We start from the raw sequence: 18942 nt of genomic DNA on the forward strand, positions 1-18942 counted from the left end.
CTAAATTCAATTAACTCACACATTATGAAGAGAATTCTTCTTTCAATTTTAGCACTCACAATCCCATTTTTAACATTTGCGCAGGAGACTGCAGAAAAAGGTTTAGATGAAACAATAAATGAGGTATTTGCGGATTATACAGGTTGGTTTGTTAACGCTATTTTTTATCAAATACCAATAACTGAAGGTGTTGGTATTCCATGGGTAGTAATAATGTTACTAGGGTTTGCAACTTTTTTTACATTCTATTTTAAGTTTATTAATATTGGAGGATTTGCAACAGCGATTAATGTGGTAAGAGGTAAGTACGATGAAATTGATGATCACGGTAAACCAGAAGATACTAATGTTAATGTTGTTGATGGTGATATAGTGGATACTATTAAAGATGAAAGTCAAGAAGGAGAAGTTTCTCATTTTCAAGCGCTAACAGCTGCATTGTCTGGTACAGTTGGTTTAGGGAATATAGCAGGTGTAGCAATAGCTATTACGATAGGTGGACCAGGTGCTACGTTTTGGATGATTGTGGCTGGTTTATTAGGAATGACTTCTAAATTTGCAGAATGTACATTAGGGGTTAAGTATAGAGACGTTGGAGAAGATGGAACGGTATATGGTGGTCCAATGTACTATCTTAAAAAAGGTTTATCAGAAAAAGGTGCCGCTGGATTAGGAAAAGTTTTGGCAGTACTTTTTGCTATATTTTGTATTGGTGGTTCTTTTGGTGGAGGAAATATGTTCCAAAGTAATCAGGCTGCACAAATTTTTAATGAAATTGCTGGTTTTGATGGAAGTAGTTCAGGATTAATATTCGGAATTGTAATGGCTATATTTGTTGGTATAGTGATTATTGGAGGATTGAAAAGGATTGCTTCGGTTACAGAAAAAGTGGTTCCTTTTATGGTTGGAATCTATCTGTTAGCTGCGTTTGTAGTAATTGGGATGAACTTCAGTGAAATTGGGAGTGCATTTGCTGCTATTTTTAATGGAGCATTTGCTCCAGAAGGAGTTGTTGGAGGTTTTGTTGGAGTTTTGATTCAAGGATTTAGAAGAGCGGCTTTTTCTAATGAAGCAGGAGTCGGAAGTGCAGCAATAGCTCATAGCGCAGTAAAAACAAATTATGCTGCTAGTGAAGGTATAGTAGCTTTGTTAGAACCATTTATTGATACTGTAGTTGTTTGTACTATTACTGCATTAGTAATTGTTATAACAGGTAATTATTTAGATCCAGGTGCAGCTTCAGGAGTTCAACTTACTTCTAATGCCTTTGCAAGTGCCATTCCTTGGTTTCCTTATGTATTAACTATTGCTGTTGTATTGTTTGCTTTTTCCACTATGATTTCTTGGTCTTATTATGGATTACAATCTTGGTTGTTCTTATTTGGAAAAACCAAAAGGAATATAATGACTTATAAAATAGTATTTTGTTTGTTTACAGTTCTTGGCGCTTCTATAAGTCTTGGTGCAGTTACAGATTTTTCTGACGCAATGATTTTTGCAATGGCTGTCCCTAACTTAATAGGAGTTTCTTTATTATTGCCTAGAGTAAGAGAAGAATTGAAAAAGTATAGAGATGCTATAAAAGCTTCTAAAAATTAAGATTTATTTATCGTCTTAACATGAAAAATACTGAATCCCATTTCGAGATACACAGACGTTTCCGAAATGGGATTCTTCTTTTAGCACTATTAATGTTCTTTTTAATAGGAGTGTTGTATTTTTTTCCTAACACTATAAGTAGTGAGGACAACTTTGTAGCTTATACAGAATATCAAATACAGATAGATTCATTGAAAAAGGAAGCACTTAAAAAGAAAAAGGAGTATAAATTAAAGCAGTTTAATCCAAATTTCATAACGGATTATAAAGGATACGTTTTGGGAATGACGACAGGTGAATTGGATAAACTTTATGCATATCGAAAAAAAGATAAATGGATAAATTCTGTATCGGATTTTAAAAGGGTTACTGGGGTTTCTGATTCATTATTAGCAGTAATTTCACCTTTATTTAAATTTCCTGATTGGGTACAAAATTCTAAAAAATCAAAACCTTATAATAATGTACGATATCCTATAAAATCTTTTGCTCAAAAAGAGGATCTTAATGGTGTTACTTCTAAGGAATTTCAAGATATTATTGGTGTGCCCGATTTTATTGCAGAGAGGATTATAAAATGTAGAGATAGATTAGGTGGCTTTATAAGCGATGTACAGCTTAAAGATGTTGAAGGCTTGTATGATAATCAGCGTAAAAAAATTCTATCTCTATATACTGTTAAAGAAATAAGAAGATTTGAAAAGATTAATATTAATAATGCTTCAGTAAAGGAATTAATGGAAGTTCCTTATTTTGATTTTGAGACTGCGTTAGAAATTAAAGATTTTATAGATGCACATCAAGGAATTTCTAATTTTGAAGAATTAGGAAAAATTGAGGGTTTTTCTTTAGAAAAAATAGATAGAATAGCATTATATTTGGAATTAAATTAAAAATCGGAAAAAATTACCGTGATTATTGATAATATGTAAATTCTTAGAAGAGTTTTTTATGTTTTTATTTATGGTAATATGTTAGCTATATAAATCAAAGTTATCATTTAAACAACATGTATTTTACAGAAGAGCACGAATTATTTAGAGAAAGTCTAAAAGATTTTTTACAAAAAGAAGTAGTTCCACATATAGAAAAGTGGGAAAAGACTGGTGATATTGAACGTTTCATTTGGGAGAAGTTTGGCGAAATGGGTTATTTTGGGATAGCTTATCCAGAGGAATATGGAGGATTGGGACTAGATCTTTTTTATACCGTAATATTTTTAGAAGAGTTACAGAAAATAAATTCTGGTGGTTTTGCTGCAGCTATGTGGGCACATGTTTATTTGGCAATGACTCATGTAAATAAAGAAGGAGATCATAGAATTAAAGAAGAATATCTTAGGTCTAGTATTTCTGGAGAAAAAATAGGATGCCTATGTATTTCCGAACCATTTGGTGGTTCTGATGTCGCAGGTATGAGGACTACTGCGGTAAAAGAAGGAGATTCTTATGTTATTAATGGCTCTAAAACATTTATTACCAATGGAGTTTATAGTGATTATCTTATAGTAGCTGCCAAGACTACTCCAGAACTTGGTAATAAAGGGATTAGTATTTTTATAATGGATAGAGAAACTCCGGGTATTTCTGCTACTAAATTAGATAAATTAGGTTGGAGAGCATCCGATACTGGCGAGATAGCTTTTGATAATGTTAAAATACCTGGAAATAACTTGATGGGAGAAGAGAACAAAGGTTTCTCATATATTATGCAGCATTTTGCATTAGAAAGATTGATAATGGGTATCAATGCTCATGCAAGAGCCGAATATGCTTTAGATTATGCAATCAAGTATATGAGCGAAAGAGAAGCTTTTGGGAAAACAATCGATAAGTTTCAAGCTCTTCGTCACTCAGTAGCTGATATGGCTAGTGAATTAGAAATGTGTAAAGAGTTTAATTATTCTATAGCTAAAAGATTAAACGATGGGCAGTATGTGGTAAAAGAAGCAAGTATGTCTAAGTTAATGTCTACAAAAATAGCTGATGAGGTGATTTATAAATGTCTACAATTATTAGGAGGATATGGTTATATGGAAGAATATCCATTAGCAAGACTTTTTAGAGATAGCCGATTGGGACCAATAGGAGGAGGTACTTCTGAAATTTTAAGAGAGATTATCGCCAAAATGGTAATCGACAAGAAAGAATACAAACCAGCTGTGAAAGCATAATTATAGGTTGCTTTTTTGGCGAAAATTTTTTCAATTTGTCAAAATGGTAATTATAAGAAGATGTTTCGCTTGCTTATAAAATTTTAAAAGGCTTTTTATATGTCTATAAACTTAAGACATATAAAAAGCCTTTTTTCTTCTTATTGTCTAGCTAGTGTTTATATGAAATAGTACAACTTTTTTAATCAAAAGAAGGATTGATAATTTTTTTTTACTTCCAAATGTAAATTGGATCAATATACACCAACTTGTAAACTTTATCCCTGATATAGATACGATAATCCTAAATCAGTAGAGGTATTATAGTATTCCCTTTAACCGTTTTTTTTTTCCTTCTAAACGCTTTTTTTTCGTCTTCATCTTACTTCTTTTTTTTTGCAGCGTACTGCGGTTGTAGTATTGCGTCACAAATCATTTATTTAAAAATATTTTAATTAATTATGAAAAAGCTAATAACACTTTTTATTAAACTCAACATATTGTTTTTTTTATGTCTCACTTTTGGGTGTAGTAATGATGATTCATCTGATGAAGAAAACTCGATTGTTGGAGAAGAACCTTTGACATATGAAGATGTGTTTTCTGTCGGAAACGAGATTCCTTCTTTTAATGAAGAAAGAATAGAGGAAGTTATATCTATAGAAGAAACTGCATTAGATGAGAGTAATGCAGATGGAACCACTTCGAGATTTATTTGCGTTACCGAAACTATAGATTTGAAGGATGGAACAGGAAAATTTAATTTATTTGATACAAATGCAGATGTAATATTTCCAGGTAATTTATTACAAGGAAAAACTTTGTCCGAGCCTACGCCTTCTCCTATTGTAGTCGAAAGAGCAGGAGGAACTATTTCTATAAATATTAATAACGGAAATTTACAATCTTCTGTAGAAGTAGATGAGGTGAAACGAAGTACGATTCAAGATGCTATAAACCAAATTATCAGCACATCAGGAGAAGAAGCTCCAGCAAATTTTACAGTGGACATCGAGCAGGTAGAGTCTGAAGAGCAGTTGGCGATAGAATTAGGTATTAATGTACGTGCATTTAGAGTGAATGTTTCTAGCAATTTTAGTTTTAGCACAGAAAAAGAATTCAATCGTACGTTAGTTAAATTAGACCAAAGTATGTATACAATGAGTTTTGATTTGCCTACCGAAATTGGGCAAATTTTTGGCGAAAGTGTTACTCCTGAAGATTTAGCACCATTTGTACAAGGTGATAATCCGGCAACTTTTATTTCCTCTGTAACTTTTGGACGTGTTTTTTACATGTTGATAGAATCGACTTCTTCTCGTCAAGAAATGGATGCAAGTATCAATGCGAGTTTTAGAGGTCTTGCGGTTAATGCTTCCGCTGGCTTGGATGTTTCTTCAGTTGAAAGCTTAAATGACTTAAAAATAAAGGTAATTGCATATGGAGGGCCTTCTAGTGGTGCTTTTGAGTTGATTGGTGAAACCAATATTCGAGATATTGCTTCAGCATTAGGAGAAACTTCTGATTTACGTTTTGCATTGCCGGTTTCTTATGTGGTAAGAAGCGTGGAACGACCTGATCAAATTGTTGGTGTAGATTTAGCTACAGAGTTCGGTAGAACTACTTGCGAATTAAAAGGGCAACTACCACTAAGAGCTTATCAAAATCTGGTTGATATTTTTGGTACCGATGATCGTATAGGAGCAGCTTTCAATATTAAAGATGCCGTCATAGGTGTTTATAATGAAGCAGGTGATAGATACGCTATTTATGACGCAGGATTAGCAGAAGTATTAGGAGTATTTGATCATAATGATCCTGATGGTCCATTAGGAGTTAGTGATTTGGATAACGTAGGGGCTGGTTTCAAACATACAGAAACTGATAAAGGATTTCCTGAAAACACTGTGATATTTATTGATAATGGAGGGATTAGGTCACATCGGTTTTTTGTGAATGAAAATTTTGATATTAATGATACAAATCCAATTGGAGTTTATGCTTCCAATACTGAAAATATCGATACTATTTTAAGTACTTCTGATTCACCTTTCCCTTTTTCTGCAGAAGGTGTTTCGGCGGCTGCAGGATTACCTTCTAACTTGGCTGATGGTAATAGAATGACTTCTATTGTTTTTTCTGATGGGTCGCCAGAGTTTATGCAAAACCTTTTTTCCAGTAGTACAGCTATGGATAATGTAGAAACGCAAAATTTATCGGTATTACTAAAAAATGAAGGTAACGACAGTTTTAATAAAATAGGAGCTGCGGCTGTAATACGTTTTTTAGGAGGAGTAGAAGAGCTTTTGCTAATTAATGAAGAAGGTGATCTTATGATGTATTTAAATGATTTGAATGCGAGGAGAAGAAATGTGTATAGAAGAATTAGAGAGGTTGATGATTTTGAAGCTGATTATTCAGGAGTTAGAGTACTGCAATAATAGTTTGTTGAGTATTATGTCTCTGTAAATCTTACCTACTTATTTATAGTAATTGCCCTAAAACCCTTTCCCCAAGTTTACTTTTCATGACTCCCCGAAGGTTTTGCTTCGGGGTTTCTGATATATTTCTATTTTGAAAGTTTGAATTTTCTTTTTAAAATGAATAGCAAGGTAAAACATAGGATTTGGATTTTATAACCCAAGACTAAAATGAAACAATAGACGGAAAGACTTCCATAATCTTAAGAGAGATTATTGCCGAAATATTTCATCTATACTGTTTAAAATCCTTGATCTAGAGATGAAAATTAAGTCCGAACTGAGAATTTTCTTTTTATTGTCTTTACAAAATGACAATTTGCTACTTTTTAGCGCTCATTTTTGAATACATGATAAAATTTTATTAACACGAAAACGTTTGAGTGGTTCTTCAAACGTTTTCGTGTATGTAAAAATATTACATTGTGAGAAATTTAACACAAAAAACACTTTTTATGAAAACTATTAAATTCGTTTATTTTCTGTTGACGGTATTTTTTATCGTTTCATGCGGTAAAGACGAGGTTCTAGATTCAGTAGAGCCTGAGTCGATCAAACCAGAGGAATCAACTTCTACTAGAGCAGGTCTTAAAGCTATTGGATCTGGGGTGATGATGCAAGCTTTTTATTGGGATGTTCCTGCAGGTGGTACTTGGTGGAATGTTGTAAAAGGAAAAGTTAACGCTTGGAGTAATGCAGGTGTTGATGCTATTTGGCTACCGCCAGTAAGTAAAGCACAAAATGGGCCATTCTCTATGGGATATGATCCCTTTGATTATTATGATTTTGGAGAATATAACCAAATGGGAAGTACCGAGACACGATTTGGTTCAAGATCCGAGCTCGAAAGTCTTATATCGACGGCTCATAGTAACAGTTTAAGTGTGATTGCTGATATTGTTATTAATCATAATAGCGGTGGGGATTTAGAACCGAATGAATTTGCAGGAAAAGAGACGTACACAAAATTTAATCCATTGTCTAATAAGTTTAATAGAACAAAGTATGATTTTCACCCAAATGAAGCCTATAATTCTGATAGTGGTTTCTTTGGAGGATTCCCAGATTTAAGCCATAACAAAACATATGTTCAGGACTGGTTATGGAAGAGAAGTAACTCTGTGGCGAAGTATTATACTAACACTATGGGGTTTGATGGATATAGGTTTGATTATGTAAAAGGTTTTGCTCCTTGGGTTGCAAAAGAATTTCGTCAGTCAACAGGTGGCTTTGGTGTTGGAGAATATTGGGATGGAAATGTAAATACCTTGGATTGGTGGACAAATGAAGCACAGATGTCCGCATTTGATTTTGCTTGCTATTATAAAATGCGGGACGCGTTCGTAGGTAATAATCTAAATGCACTTAGTGGAGATATGCTTTGGAAAAGAAATGCCAGTAGAGCTGTTACTTTTGTAGCTAATCATGATACTGATGAAATTTATACCAATAAGTTATTAGCATACGCTTATATTTTAACTCACGAAGGATATCCTGCACTTTTTTATAGGGATTACGAAGACTGGTTGGATAAAAATAAGCTGAACAATCTTATATGGATTCATAATAACTTGGCCGGAGGTAATACTTCAAATTTATGGACAGATAACGATGAGTATATTGCTAGAAGAAATGGTGGTGGAGGAAAGAATGGTTTAATTGTGTATATCAATAATTCTAATTCGTGGAAAGAAAGATGGATTCAGACAAACTGGTCTAGCCGAAGAATAAAAGATTATACAGGTAATTCGAGCTGGGAGCCGGTAACTCAAGGAGGGAAATGGGTTAAAATACAAGCTCCGCCGAAAGGGTATACTGTATGGTCTCTTAAGTAAGGATTGGGTATATTGTTACTTGTGTAAAAAGATACTGTATAAATCAAGGACAGCTCCTATTTCTATTAAATAATTATATAGATAGAGGAGCTGTTTTTTTTTATGATGATATTCGAATGTTTACAATAAAAAATGAAGAATAATTAACTTCGTGAAGAAAAAGCTTTGTAGATAATACTTTTGTGTTATCTTTGCACCCTAATTTTTAAAGAAAGGAGGTAACACTATGTTAATTATACCAGTTAAAGACGGAGAAAATATAGATAGAGCGTTAAAACGTTTTAAGCGTAAATTCGACAGAACAGGAACTATGCGTCAGCTGCGTAAGCGTCAGGCGTTCACAAAGCCTTCTGTAGAGCGCAGAGCTCAAGTTCAAAAAGCGCAGTACATTCAGCACTTAAGAGATCAAGAGGAAATTTAAAAAATGTTGAAACGTTGTATGTTTTGATTTCTTGTAGAGAAATCGAACTTCGTTTTTCAGTATATATAAATTGAACCATTAGATGTAAAAGTTTTATACTTTTGCGGTCTAATGGTTTTTTTTATGTTTATTAAGGAGTTTGTAGATTATTTACTTTTAGAGAAAAAATACTCTACACATACTGTTGCTGCTTATAAAGCAGATTTGCTGTCTTTTGTTCAATTTTATGAAGATGAATACGATGTAAAAGATATTTCAAAATCGGATTATACTCAAATCCGTTCTTGGATAGTTAGTCTGGTTGATAAAGAAGTTTCGAATAGAACAATTAATAGAAAAGTGTCTTCTCTTAAGACTTATTTTAAATTCTTGCTTAAGTCGGAGCAGATAGATAAGAATCCGTTAGCTAAACATAAGGCGTTAAAAGCTTCTAACAAACTTCAAATACCATTTTCGGATGCAGAGGTTGATCTCGTTTTGGAAGAGTTGTCTAGTGGTGTGGATTTTAAAAGTGTTAGGGATAGGTTAATTGTGGAGTTATTTTATGCAACTGGAATGCGTAGAATTGAATTGGTGAATCTTAAGCTTAAAGATGTTGATGTCTCATCTAAGCAGATCAAAGTCTTAGGAAAGCGAAATAAAGAACGGTATGTTCCATTAATCCCTTCAGTTATTAAAACTATAGAGCAGTATATAGAGTTGCGTAAAGATGTAGTTAAAGAGTTGGGAGATTCTTCGTTACTACTTACAGAAAAAGGAGTTAAAATATATGAAACACTTGTTTATCGAGTCATAAATGGCTATTTTAGTAATGTATCTTCAAAAGTTAAAAGAAGTCCGCATATATTGAGACACTCATTTGCGACACATCTACTTAATGAAGGCGCGAACTTAAACGCTGTAAAAGAATTGCTAGGTCATTCTAGTTTAGCAGCTACTCAGGTGTATACGCATCAAAGTATAGCACAGTTGGCAAAAGTGTATAAACAATCCCATCCAAGGAATAAAAAATAAACTATAAGCTGCTTTGTTAATTTCTTTTAGGTTTTAAGTATTTGTTTAACCAATTAATATAACACCTATGAAAGTGAACTTGCAATCCGTAAATTTTAATGTAGATCAGAAGTTGATAGATTTTACTCAAGCAAAATTGGATAAGTTGGAAAATCATTTTAGTCGTATTATTTATGCTGATGTTTTTCTAAAAGTTATGAATACGAGTGGTAAGGAAAATAAAATCACAGAAATTTTGCTTAGTGTGCCAGGAGATGAGTTTATAATCAAAAAAATAAATAAAAGTTTCGAAGAAGGTGTGGATGAGTGTGTTAGTTCATTGGAGAGACAGTTAAGGAAACGCAAGGAAAAATTAAATGCACATGTTTGATGATTTTTTTTAAAAAAATGTTTTGTGTAATAAATAAATTCTATACATTTGCAGTCCGTTAGAAATAGCGGACTTTTTTATGCTTAAAAAAGTAACCAAAAGCCGATGTAGCTCAGCTGGCTAGAGCAGCTGATTTGTAATCAGCAGGTCGTGGGTTCGAGTCCCTCCATCGGCTCAAAAAAAGGTTAAGTTTGAAAATAAATAAACCTTTTTTTTGTAAAATTTTGAATTGTAAAATATTTGATTACTTTTGCGCTTCGAAATTTAGAAGTTCATTCTAAAATAATGATTTTTTTGGGGAGATACTCAAGCGGCCAACGAGGACAGACTGTAAATCTGTTGTTTTTTAACTTCGCAGGTTCGAATCCTGCTCTCCCCACAACCTTCAATTTTGATTTCAAAATTGTAAATCGCGGGAGTAGCTCAGTTGGTAGAGCGTCAGCCTTCCAAGCTGAATGTCGCCAGTTCGAACCTGGTCTCCCGCTCTTAAAAAATACAGAGCTAATCTTGATGCATTATTAGCATTGGATTTTTAAAATAGAATGTGATGAATCGGTTTTCTTTTTATGTTAAATAAAGGACTCTGGTTTATCATTGTGTACTTTAAAAAGCCGGTGTAGCTCAGGGGTAGAGCGTTTCCTTGGTAAGGAAGAGGTCACGAGTTCAAATCTCGTCATTGGCTCTTGGTTCAGAAGCATTAATTGAACACTAATATATAACTAAGATTAAATAAATTAATTATGGCAAAGGAAACTTTTGATCGTTCCAAACCGCACTTAAATATTGGTACTATTGGACACGTTGATCACGGTAAAACAACTTTAACGGCTGCTATTACTAAGGTATTGGCAGATGCTGGTCTTTCTGAGGCTAGAGATTTCGATACTATCGATAACGCTCCAGAAGAAAAAGAAAGAGGTATTACAATTAATACATCTCACGTAGAATATCAAACAGCTAACCGTCACTATGCACACGTTGACTGTCCAGGTCACGCCGATTACGTAAAGAACATGGTAACTGGTGCTGCGCAGATGGATGGTGCTATATTAGTGGTAGCTGCTACTGATGGACCTATGCCACAAACTCGTGAGCACATCCTTTTAGGACGTCAGGTAGGTATTCCAAGAATCGTTGTATTCCTTAATAAAGTGGATATGGTTGATGACGAGGAGCTTTTAGAATTAGTAGAGATGGAAGTTAGAGATCTTCTTTCTTTCTATGAGTATGATGGAGATAATGGACCTGTAGTTGCTGGATCAGCACTTGGTGCTCTTAATGGAGAACAAAAGTGGGTTGATACGGTTTTAGAATTAATGAAAGAAGTAGATGCTTGGATTGAGGAGCCATTACGTGAAATCGATAAGGATTTCTTAATGCCGATTGAAGATGTATTCTCTATTACTGGACGTGGTACTGTAGCAACTGGTCGTATAGAAACAGGTATTGCTAACACTGGAGATCCTGTTGAGATCATCGGTATGGGTGCTGAGAAATTAACTTCTACTATAACAGGTATTGAGATGTTCCGTCAAATCCTTGATAGAGGAGAAGCTGGAGATAACGCTGGTATCTTATTAAGAGGTATTGAGAAAACTCAGATTTCTCGTGGTATGGTAATTACTAAGCCAGGATCTGTAACACCACACGCTAAATTCAAAGCTGAGGTATATATTCTTAAGAAAGAAGAAGGTGGACGTCACACTCCATTCCATAATAACTACCGTCCTCAGTTCTACGTTCGTACAACTGATGTAACTGGAAACATTGCGCTTCCTGATGGAGTTGAGATGGTAATGCCTGGAGATAACTTAACTATTACTGTTGAGCTTATTCAGCCAATTGCAATGAATGTAGGTCTTCGTTTTGCTATCCGTGAAGGTGGTAGAACAGTAGGTGCCGGTCAGGTAACTGAAATTTTAGACTAATAATATAGATGATATAAGGAAAGGTATTCGTTACGACGAATACCTTGACTTATGTATACGGGTTTAGCTCAGTTGGTAGAGCACTGGTCTCCAAAACCAGGTGTCGGGAGTTCGAGCCTCTCAACCCGTGCTTAGAAAATTTGAATTATATATGCTTAAAAGCATAATGATTTTAAGATAAGTTTCAAGTGACAGGTTTGTCGTTAAAAAGAATAGAAAGATGGCTGGATTAATAAATTATATTTCGGAATCATATAGCGAGTTGAAAAACCACGTTACTTGGACTCCTTGGGCAGAAGCACAAAGACTAACTTTAGTTACCATTGTATTTTCTGTTATTTTTTCCTTAGCTATCTGGGGAGTGGATACTGTATTCAGTAATTTGATAGAGTATTATTTTACTTTAGTTAAATCATAAATTAGTATGGCTGAAGTTAGTAATACAAAGAAATGGTACGTAGTACGTGCTGTAAGTGGTCAAGAAAATAAGGTTAAAGACTATATAGAGAGAGAAATCGCTCATATGGGTATGGAGGATTATGTTTCTCAGATCTTAGTTCCTACTGAAAAAGTGGTGCAAATCCGTAACGGAAAGAAAATAAATAAGGAAAGAGTGTATTTTCCTGGGTATGTTATGATAGAAGCTAACCTATCTGGAGAAATCCCTCATATAATAAAATCTATTAATGGAGTTATTGGTTTTCTTGGAGAAGTAAAGGGTGGAGATCCTGTTCCTTTAAGAAAGGCAGAGATTAATAGAATGTTAGGTAAGGTTGATGAACTTGCTGTAAAAACTGATAATGTTGCAATTCCTTATACTGTTGGAGAAACGGTTAAAGTTATTGATGGTCCATTTAATGGTTTTAATGGTACAGTAGAGAAAGTAAATGAAGAAAAGCGTAAGCTAGAGGTAATGGTAAAGATTTTTGGAAGAAAAACACCATTAGAATTAAGCTATATGCAAGTAGAAAAAGTATAATAATTGTTACATTATATATCCTGAATTGTTCTTATTGCTTCCACTTTATAGAACAATTCTAATTTAAAATTAGAAAAATGGCTAAAGAGATAAGTAAGGTTGTAAAACTTCAAGTACGTGGAGGAGCGGCTAATCCGTCCCCACCAGTTGGACCTGCTTTAGGTGCTGCCGGAGTGAATATCATGGAATTCTGTAAGCAATTCAATGGTAGAACACAAGATAAGGCTGGTAAAGTATTACCGGTTGTTATCAATGTTTACAAAGACAAATCTTTTGATTTTGTAATTAAAACTCCACCTGCAGCAGTTCAAATACTGGAAGCAGCAAAAACGAAAAAGGGTTCAGGAGAGCCAAATCGTAAGAAAGTAGCTAGTGTTACTTGGGATCAAGTTCGTGCAATAGCAGAAGATAAAATGCAAGATTTGAATGCATTTACTGTTGAATCTGCTATGAAAATGATAGCCGGTACCGCTCGTTCAATGGGTGTAACTGTAAAAGGACAAGCTCCTTTTTAATCCAAAAACGTGTAGAAAATGGCAAAAGTAACTAAAAAGCAAAAAGAAGTTAGAGCTAAAGTTGAAAAGAATAAATCATATTCAGTAGACGAAGCTTCTGCTTTAGTAAAAGAAATAACAAACGTAAATTTTGATGCATCTGTAGATTTAGCAGTTCGTTTGAACGTAGATCCTCGTAAAGCTAATCAAATGGTACGTGGTGTGGTAACTTTACCTCACGGAACAGGAAAGGATGTTAAAGTTCTTGCATTGGTAACACCAGATAAAGAAGCTGAAGCTAAAGAAGCTGGTGCTGATTTTGTAGGTCTTGATGAGTATCTTGATAAAATCAAAGGTGGATGGACTGATGTAGATGTGATTATCACTATGCCAAGTGTGATGGGTAAATTAGGTCCATTAGGTCGAGTTTTAGGACCTCGTGGTTTAATGCCTAACCCAAAGACTGGTACTGTAACTATGGATATAGCTAAGGCTGTTTCTGATGTTAAAGCTGGTAAGATAGATTTCAAAGTTGATAAGACAGGAATCGTTCACGCTGCAATTGGGAAGTCATCTTTTTCTGCTGATAAGATAGCGGGAAATGCAAAAGAATTATTAACAACATTGGTGAAGTTAAAACCTGTGGCTGCTAAAGGTGTATATATAAAATCTATTTATATGTCTTCTACTATGAGCCCTAGTTTAGAAATTGATTCTAAGCACTTTGCTGGGTAATTAAGATATACGATTATGACAAGAGAAGAAAAATCACAAGTAATTGAAGACTTAACTGCTCAGTTAGCTGAAAACTCTAATATTTATTTAGCTGATATTTCAGGATTAGATGCAGGAACAACTTCAAATTTACGTAGAGCTTGTTTTAAAGCTAACGTATCATTAAAAGTAATTAAGAATACGCTCCTTGCTAAGGCAATGGAGAAATCAGATAAGGAGTTTGGAGAATTACCTGAGGTATTAAAAGGTAATACTTCTATTATGTTTTCCGAAACTGGAAATGCACCAGCGAAGGTTATTAAAGAGTTTCGTAAGAAATCTGAGAAGCCTGTATTAAAAGGAGCTTTCGTAGAGTCAGCGATTTTTGTTGGTGATGAGAATCTAGAAGCACTTGTTAATATCAAGTCTAAGGAAGAAGTTATCGGAGATATTATTGGCTTATTACAATCACCTGCTAAGAATGTTATTTCAGCATTAAAGTCAAGTGGTGGTACTATTGCTGGTATTCTTAAAACATTATCCGAAAAAGAAGGATAATCTAAGCGTGTACGCACTTTTTAACAAATTATATTTCAATTAAAAAAAATTATTTAAAACGATAGAAAATGGCAGATTTAAAAGATTTCGCAGAACAATTAGTTAACTTAACTGTAAAAGAAGTTAATGAATTAGCAGATATACTAAAAGAAGAGTATGGTATTGAGCCTGCTGCTGCTGCAGTAGCTGTTGCTGCTGGTGGTGCTGGTGGTGGTGAAGCTGCAGAAGAAAAATCAGAATTTGATGTAATTCTTAAAGCTCCAGGAGGTGCTAAGTTAGCAGTTGTAAAATTAGTAAAAGAATTAACTGGTCTAGGTCTTAAAGACGCTAAAGGATTAGTTGATGGTGCTCCAAGTGCAATCAAAGAAGGAGTAGCAAAAGATGAAGCAGAAGCTCTTAAAGCTCAATTAGAAGAGGCTGGAGCAGAGGTTGAGCTTAAGTAAGCTTACCAAATATTGACATAGAGGTTTAGACCTGGAGAATTTTCTCTAAGGTCTAAACCATTTTGCGTATATAAATATGATGTATTAAAATACGCTGTTTTTTAAATTTTAATTTAATTCCGTCCATTGATGTTAGCAACGCAAACTGAAAGATTGAATTTTTCTTCCGTAAAGAATAGACCTGATTATCCTGATTTCTTGGATATACAGATCAAATCCTTTCAAGACTTTTTTCAATTAGAAACAAAGTCAGAAGAAAGAGGAAATGAAGGTCTTTATAATACCTTCATGGAAAATTTCCCGATTACGGACACACGTAATCAATTTGTACTTGAATTTTTAGACTACTTTGTAGACCCACCAAGATATGATTTGCAAGAATGTATAGAGAGAGGTCTTACATATAGTGTTCCGCTTAAGGCGCGTCTAAAACTTTTCTGTACCGATCCTGAACACGAAGATTTTGAGACGATTGTACAGGACGTATATTTAGGAACAATTCCTTATATGACTCCTAGTGGTACATTCTGTATTAATGGAGCAGAACGTGTTGTTGTATCTCAATTACACCGTTCACCAGGTGTTTTCTTTGGACAATCATTCCATGCAAATGGAACTAAGCTATATTCTGCAAGAGTAATTCCTTTTAAAGGATCTTGGATAGAATTTGCAACAGATATCAATAGCGTTATGTACGCATATATTGATAGAAAGAAAAAATTACCAGTAACTACTCTTTTCCGTGCTATCGGGTTTGAAAGAGATAAGGATATTTTAGAAATTTTTGATCTTGCAGAAGAAGTAAAAGTTTCTAAATCTGGATTGAAAAAAGTACTAGGGCGTAAGTTAGCGGCACGTGTATTAAATACATGGCATGAGGATTTCGTAGATGAGGATACAGGAGAGGTTGTTTCTATAGAGCGTAACGAAATTGTATTAGATCGTGATACTGTTCTTGATAAAGATCACTTAGATGAGATCGTGGATTCTGGAGCTAAAACTATTTTGCTTCATAAAGAAGATAATCAGAAAGGTGATTATGCGATAATCCATAATACATTACAAAAAGATCCTACGAATTCTGAAAAGGAAGCCGTAGAACATATATACCGTCAATTACGTAATGCAGAACCGCCTGATGAGGAGACTGCAAGGGGTATTATTGACAAGTTATTCTTCTCTGATCAACGTTACAACCTTGGTGAAGTAGGTCGTTATAGAATGAATAAAAAACTAGGTCTTAATATTGAAATGGATAAGCAAGTGCTTACTAAAGAAGATATTATTACTATTATAAAATACTTAATTGAGTTAATCAATTCAAAAGCTGAGATTGATGATATTGATCACCTTTCTAACCGTCGTGTAAGAACTGTAGGAGAACAATTATCACAACAGTTTGGAGTTGGTCTAGCACGTATGGCACGTACAATTCGTGAGCGTATGAATGTTAGAGATAATGAAGTATTTACACCTATTGATTTGATTAATGCAAAGACATTGTCTTCTGTAATTAATTCTTTCTTCGGGACGAATCAGTTATCTCAGTTTATGGATCAAACGAATCCATTAGCAGAGATTACGCACAAGCGTCGACTTTCTGCTTTAGGACCAGGTGGTTTATCAAGAGAGCGTGCTGGTTTCGAGGTTCGAGATGTACATTATACACACTATGGTCGTTTATGTCCAATTGAAACTCCAGAAGGACCGAATATTGGATTAATATCTTCACTAGCAGTTTTTGCCAAAGTGAATTCAATGGGGTTCTTAGAAACTCCTTACCGTAAAGTTGAAGATGGAAAAGTAGATTTAAGTGAGTTTAGATACTTAAGTGCGGAGGAAGAGGAAGAAAAATTAATAATGCAAGCGAACTTGCCGTTAGAAGAAGATGGTAAGATTCAAAGTGATAAGGTAATTGCTCGTATGGAAGGTGACTTCCCGGTGATAGAACCATCATCTGTAAATTATGCTGATGTTGCTCCTAATCAAATTGCCTCTATTTCTGCATCTTTAATTCCTTTCTTAGAACATGATGATGCGAACCGTGCATTGATGGGATCGAATATGATGCGTCAGGCAGTACCATTATTAAGAGTTGATGCACCAATTGTTGGTACAGGACTAGAGCGTCAAGTAGCTTCAGATTCTCGTGTATTAATTAACTCAGAAGGAGCAGGAGTTGTTGAGTATGTAGATGCACAAAAGATAACTATTAAGTATGATAGAACGGAAGAACAAAGAATGGTAAGTTTTGATAGTGATTCTAAAACTTATAATCTTATTAAATTCCGTAAAACGAATCAAGGTACTTCTATTAATCTTAAACCGATCGTAAGAGTTGGTGATAGAGTAAATAAAGGACAGGTTCTATGTCAAGGTTATGCAACTGAAAATGGAGAACTTGCTTTAGGAAGAAATATGAAGGTTGCCTTCATGCCTTGGAAAGGATATAACTTTGAGGATGCAATCGTAATTTCTGAGAAAGTTGTTAGAGATGATATCTTTACTTCTATTCATATCGATGAGTACTCTTTAGAAGTAAGAGATACTAAGTTAGGGAATGAAGAATTAACTAACGATATTCCTAATGTTTCTGAAGAAGCGACTAAGGATCTTGATGAAAACGGAATGATCCGTGTTGGTGCTGAGATTAAGCCAGGAGATATTCTTATCGGTAAGATTACGCCAAAAGGAGAAAGTGATCCTACACCAGAAGAGAAATTATTAAGAGCTATCTTTGGTGATAAAGCTGGAGATGTTAAAGATGCTTCTTTAAAAGCTTCACCATCTTTACATGGTGTTGTTATAGATAAGAAATTATTTGCTCGTGCGATAAAAGATAAGCGTAAGCGTTCTCAAGATAAAGAAGATATTTCAATCTTAGAGCGATCGTATGACGCTAAATTTGCATTATTAAAGGCAGAGTTAGTAGATAAATTATTCGTAATCGTTGGAGGTAAAACTTCGCAAGGAGTTATTAACGATTTAGGAGAAGAAGTACTTCCAAAAGGTAAGAAGTTTACTCAGAAAATGCTTAATAGTGTTGATGATTATGCTCATCTTACTAAAGGGACTTGGACTACTGATGATAGTCTTAATAAGATGGTTGCGGATCTTATCCATAACTTTAAGATTAAAGAAAATGATTTACAAGGTAACTTGCGTAGAGAGAAATTTACGATCTCTGTGGGAGATGAATTACCTTCTGGAATTATAAAACTTGCTAAAGTTTACATTGCTAAAAAACGTAAACTAAAAGTAGGTGATAAGATGGCAGGTCGTCACGGTAACAAAGGTATTGTTGCCCGTATCGTAAGAGAAGAAGATATGCCATTCTTAGAAGATGGAACACCAGTAGATATTGTATTGAATCCACTAGGGGTACCTTCTCGTATGAATATTGGTCAGATCTATGAAACTGTACTAGGTTGGGCTGGTCAGAAATTAGGTAGAAAATATGCTACTCCAATTTTTGATGGAGCTTCTTTAGATCAGATTAATGAATTTACAGATGAAGCAGGTATTCCAAGATTTGGTCATACATATTTATATGATGGTGGTACAGGAGATCGTTTTGATCAACCGGCAACTGTAGGTGTGATTTACATGCTTAAGTTAGGTCATATGGTTGATGACAAAATGCACGCACGTTCTATTGGTCCTTATTCATTGATTACTCAGCAACCACTTGGTGGTAAAGCTCAGTTTGGAGGTCAGCGTTTTGGGGAGATGGAAGTTTGGGCATTAGAGGCATATGGTGCTTCTGCTACCCTTCGTGAGATATTGACTGTTAAATCTGATGATGTTATAGGAAGAGCTAAAACATACGAAAGTATTGTTAAAGGTGAGCCTATGCCAGAACCTGGATTACCAGAATCATTCAACGTACTTATGCACGAATTGAAAGGTCTTGGTCTAGATATCAGATTAGAAGAATAATATAGATTAGGAAATC

The 18942-nt window shown here is 34.5% G+C and carries 16 protein-coding genes and 5 tRNA genes; all 21 read left to right on the forward strand.

What is annotated here, in order from left to right:
- The first annotated feature begins 24 nt into the window (after positions 1–24).
- The 21 genes from J8L88_RS19775 to rpoB all read left to right on the forward strand — a co-directional run bounded on the left by J8L88_RS19775 (position 25) and on the right by rpoB (position 18926).
- Complete coding sequence (locus J8L88_RS19775; protein WP_211061637.1) at positions 25–1599, forward strand: sodium:alanine symporter family protein; 1575 nt, start codon at positions 25–27, stop codon at positions 1597–1599.
- A 20-nt stretch (positions 1600–1619) separates the two neighbouring features.
- Positions 1620–2492 carry a helix-hairpin-helix domain-containing protein gene (locus J8L88_RS19780; protein ID WP_211061638.1) on the forward strand — a complete coding sequence of 291 codons (873 nt, stop codon included), beginning with the start codon at positions 1620–1622 and terminating at the stop codon, positions 2490–2492.
- A gap of 116 nt (positions 2493–2608) precedes the next feature.
- On the forward strand, positions 2609–3772 hold the full coding sequence (locus J8L88_RS19785; RefSeq protein ID WP_118389606.1) for an acyl-CoA dehydrogenase family protein: 1164 nt from the start codon (positions 2609–2611) through the stop codon (positions 3770–3772).
- 440 nt (positions 3773–4212) lie between these two features.
- Positions 4213–6192 (forward strand): thiol-activated cytolysin family protein, encoded by a 1980-nt coding sequence (locus J8L88_RS19790; RefSeq protein WP_211061639.1) that lies wholly within the window; start codon positions 4213–4215, stop codon positions 6190–6192.
- Positions 6193–6686: 494 nt separating this feature from the next.
- Complete coding sequence (locus J8L88_RS19795) at positions 6687–8066, forward strand: alpha-amylase (RefSeq protein WP_027393791.1); 1380 nt, start codon at positions 6687–6689, stop codon at positions 8064–8066.
- Positions 8067–8292: 226 nt separating this feature from the next.
- Positions 8293–8487 carry a 30S ribosomal protein S21 gene (rpsU, locus tag J8L88_RS19800; RefSeq protein ID WP_025743950.1) on the forward strand — a complete coding sequence of 65 codons (195 nt, stop codon included), beginning with the start codon at positions 8293–8295 and terminating at the stop codon, positions 8485–8487.
- A gap of 123 nt (positions 8488–8610) precedes the next feature.
- Positions 8611–9501 carry a tyrosine-type recombinase/integrase gene (locus tag J8L88_RS19805; RefSeq protein ID WP_027393792.1) on the forward strand — a complete coding sequence of 297 codons (891 nt, stop codon included), beginning with the start codon at positions 8611–8613 and terminating at the stop codon, positions 9499–9501.
- A 67-nt stretch (positions 9502–9568) separates the two neighbouring features.
- A complete protein-coding gene (gene hpf, locus J8L88_RS19810; RefSeq protein WP_027393793.1) occupies positions 9569–9871 on the forward strand; it encodes a ribosome hibernation-promoting factor, HPF/YfiA family in 303 nt (100 codons plus the stop codon).
- A 101-nt stretch (positions 9872–9972) separates the two neighbouring features.
- Positions 9973–10046: transfer RNA gene (locus tag J8L88_RS19815), tRNA-Thr, on the forward strand.
- 121 nt (positions 10047–10167) lie between these two features.
- Positions 10168–10250, forward strand: a tRNA-Tyr gene (locus tag J8L88_RS19820).
- A 33-nt stretch (positions 10251–10283) separates the two neighbouring features.
- Positions 10284–10356 (forward strand) — tRNA-Gly (locus J8L88_RS19825).
- Positions 10357–10481: 125 nt separating this feature from the next.
- Positions 10482–10553, forward strand: a tRNA-Thr gene (locus J8L88_RS19830).
- Positions 10554–10611: 58 nt separating this feature from the next.
- Positions 10612–11799: an elongation factor Tu gene (gene tuf / locus J8L88_RS19835; RefSeq protein WP_027393794.1), complete on the forward strand. Its 1188-nt coding sequence runs from the start codon at positions 10612–10614 to the stop codon at positions 11797–11799.
- A gap of 57 nt (positions 11800–11856) precedes the next feature.
- Positions 11857–11929: transfer RNA gene (locus J8L88_RS19840), tRNA-Trp, on the forward strand.
- Between the two features lie 90 nt (positions 11930–12019).
- Positions 12020–12217 (forward strand): preprotein translocase subunit SecE, encoded by a 198-nt coding sequence (secE, locus tag J8L88_RS19845; protein ID WP_027393795.1) that lies wholly within the window; start codon positions 12020–12022, stop codon positions 12215–12217.
- A 6-nt stretch (positions 12218–12223) separates the two neighbouring features.
- Entirely contained in the window at positions 12224–12778 is a 555-nt protein-coding gene (gene nusG, locus J8L88_RS19850) for a transcription termination/antitermination protein NusG (protein ID WP_027393796.1), read from the forward strand.
- Between the two features lie 77 nt (positions 12779–12855).
- A complete protein-coding gene (rplK, locus tag J8L88_RS19855; protein WP_027393797.1) occupies positions 12856–13293 on the forward strand; it encodes a 50S ribosomal protein L11 in 438 nt (145 codons plus the stop codon).
- A gap of 18 nt (positions 13294–13311) precedes the next feature.
- On the forward strand, positions 13312–14007 hold the full coding sequence (gene rplA, locus J8L88_RS19860; protein ID WP_027393798.1) for a 50S ribosomal protein L1: 696 nt from the start codon (positions 13312–13314) through the stop codon (positions 14005–14007).
- Positions 14008–14022: 15 nt separating this feature from the next.
- On the forward strand, positions 14023–14544 hold the full coding sequence (gene rplJ, locus J8L88_RS19865; RefSeq protein WP_027393799.1) for a 50S ribosomal protein L10: 522 nt from the start codon (positions 14023–14025) through the stop codon (positions 14542–14544).
- A 68-nt stretch (positions 14545–14612) separates the two neighbouring features.
- On the forward strand, positions 14613–14987 hold the full coding sequence (rplL, locus tag J8L88_RS19870) for a 50S ribosomal protein L7/L12 (protein ID WP_027393800.1): 375 nt from the start codon (positions 14613–14615) through the stop codon (positions 14985–14987).
- A 129-nt stretch (positions 14988–15116) separates the two neighbouring features.
- Entirely contained in the window at positions 15117–18926 is a 3810-nt protein-coding gene (rpoB, locus tag J8L88_RS19875) for a DNA-directed RNA polymerase subunit beta (protein WP_027393801.1), read from the forward strand.
- Positions 18927–18942 lie beyond the last annotated feature (16 nt).

The organism is Aquimarina sp. MMG015 (assembly GCF_018100855.1).
GTDB lineage: Bacteria > Bacteroidota > Bacteroidia > Flavobacteriales > Flavobacteriaceae > Aquimarina > Aquimarina latercula.

Excerpts from the sequence above, each read along its gene's own strand:
- J8L88_RS19775 (WP_211061637.1), top strand. The coding sequence starts at position 25 with ATGAAGAGAATTCTTCTTTCAATTTTAGCACTCACAATCCCATTTTTA.
- J8L88_RS19780 (WP_211061638.1), top strand. The coding sequence starts at position 1,620 with ATGAAAAATACTGAATCCCATTTCGAGATACACAGACGTTTCCGAAAT.
- J8L88_RS19785 (WP_118389606.1), top strand. The coding sequence starts at position 2,609 with ATGTATTTTACAGAAGAGCACGAATTATTTAGAGAAAGTCTAAAAGAT.
- J8L88_RS19790 (WP_211061639.1), top strand. The coding sequence starts at position 4,213 with ATGAAAAAGCTAATAACACTTTTTATTAAACTCAACATATTGTTTTTT.
- J8L88_RS19795 (WP_027393791.1), top strand. The coding sequence starts at position 6,687 with ATGAAAACTATTAAATTCGTTTATTTTCTGTTGACGGTATTTTTTATC.
- rpsU (WP_025743950.1), top strand. The coding sequence starts at position 8,293 with ATGTTAATTATACCAGTTAAAGACGGAGAAAATATAGATAGAGCGTTA.
- J8L88_RS19805 (WP_027393792.1), top strand. The coding sequence starts at position 8,611 with ATGTTTATTAAGGAGTTTGTAGATTATTTACTTTTAGAGAAAAAATAC.
- hpf (WP_027393793.1), top strand. The coding sequence starts at position 9,569 with ATGAAAGTGAACTTGCAATCCGTAAATTTTAATGTAGATCAGAAGTTG.
- tuf (WP_027393794.1), top strand. The coding sequence starts at position 10,612 with ATGGCAAAGGAAACTTTTGATCGTTCCAAACCGCACTTAAATATTGGT.
- secE (WP_027393795.1), top strand. The coding sequence starts at position 12,020 with ATGGCTGGATTAATAAATTATATTTCGGAATCATATAGCGAGTTGAAA.
- nusG (WP_027393796.1), top strand. The coding sequence starts at position 12,224 with ATGGCTGAAGTTAGTAATACAAAGAAATGGTACGTAGTACGTGCTGTA.
- rplK (WP_027393797.1), top strand. The coding sequence starts at position 12,856 with ATGGCTAAAGAGATAAGTAAGGTTGTAAAACTTCAAGTACGTGGAGGA.
- rplA (WP_027393798.1), top strand. The coding sequence starts at position 13,312 with ATGGCAAAAGTAACTAAAAAGCAAAAAGAAGTTAGAGCTAAAGTTGAA.
- rplJ (WP_027393799.1), top strand. The coding sequence starts at position 14,023 with ATGACAAGAGAAGAAAAATCACAAGTAATTGAAGACTTAACTGCTCAG.
- rplL (WP_027393800.1), top strand. The coding sequence starts at position 14,613 with ATGGCAGATTTAAAAGATTTCGCAGAACAATTAGTTAACTTAACTGTA.
- rpoB (WP_027393801.1), top strand. The coding sequence starts at position 15,117 with ATGTTAGCAACGCAAACTGAAAGATTGAATTTTTCTTCCGTAAAGAAT.